1 protein-coding gene is annotated in these 1,397 nt (G+C 47.0%); it reads left to right on the plus strand.

What is annotated here, in order from left to right; all coding sequences use genetic code 11:
* A partial coding sequence (locus CDA10_RS16665) for a beta strand repeat-containing protein (protein WP_407640385.1) occupies nucleotides 1–1,397 on the plus strand: 1,397 nt, incomplete at both ends.

Below are 1,397 nucleotides of genomic sequence, written 5' to 3' on the forward strand. Positions count from 1 at the left end.
AGTATTGACCAGCACAGCGAATGGGTTGGATGTCGGTGGCGACAAGATCACCAATGTAGCGAATGCGACAGCAGCATCAGATGCGGTGAACAAAGGACAGTTGGATAGCGTAGTCAATGCAGGCTTTAAAGTTGGTGGTAATACCAATCCAGCAGGTGGTGCGGTAACGCATAAATTGGGTAACCAATTGGATATCGTCGCAAGTGCAAAAGACGCAACCAAGACCTACGACACATCGAACTTAACGACAGAAGTTGCACAAGACGCTGCAGGTAAAACAACTGTTACAGTGAGCATGAAGAAAGATGCGACCTTTGACAGCATTACAGCGGGAACAGGCACAGACAAGACAGTCTTGAACAAAGACGGCTTGACGGTGACTGAGGGTACAGACAATACAGTGATTGGTGCAACTAGCGTATCGACCAAACAAGTAACGGTTGGAGATGCGACGAACAACACGGTATTGACCAGCACAGCAAATGGTCTAAATGTAGGTGGGGATAAGATCAGTGGATTGGCAGCTGGCGACATCAGTTCAGCAGCATCGACAGATGCGGTGAATGGTGGTCAGTTATTTACAACGAATACGAATGTCACAAACTTACAGAATCAAACGTGGAAACTTCAAGCGAACGGAGATACAGCATCCGCGGTTAAATCGAGTGATACGGTACAGTTCCTTGATGGCACTAATATAAAAGTAACACGCGGTGGCAACAACATTACGATTGCAACTAATCCAAATTTGACAGTGGATAGTGTTACAGCGGGTACAGGCACAGACAAGACAGTCTTGAACAAAGACGGTTTGACGGTGACCGAGGGTACAGACAATACAGTGATTGGAGCGACGAGCGTATCGACCAAACAAGTAACGGTTGGAGATGCGACTAACAACACGGTATTGACCAGTACAGCAAATGGGTTGGATGTCGGTGGCGACAAGATCACCAATGTAGCGAATGCGACAGCAGCATCAGATGCGGTGAACAAAGGACAGTTGGATAGCGTAGTCAATGCAGGCTTTAAAGTTGGTGGTAATACCAATCCAGCAGGTGGTGCGGTAACGCATAAATTGGGTAACCAATTGGATATCGTCGCAAGTGCAAAAGACGCAACCAAGACCTACGACACATCGAACTTAACGACAGAAGTTGCACAAGACGCTGCAGGTAAAACAACTGTTACAGTGAGCATGAAGAAAGATGCGACCTTTGACAGCATTACAGCGGGAACAGGCACAGACAAGACAGTCTTGAACAAAGACGGCTTGACGGTGACTGAGGGTACAGACAATACAGTGATTGGTGCAACTAGCGTATCGACCAAACAAGTAACGGTTGGAGATGCGACGAACAACACGGTATTGACCAGCACAGCAAATGGTCTAAATG

This window comes from Acinetobacter piscicola (genome assembly GCF_002233755.1).
GTDB lineage: Bacteria > Pseudomonadota > Gammaproteobacteria > Pseudomonadales > Moraxellaceae > Acinetobacter > Acinetobacter piscicola.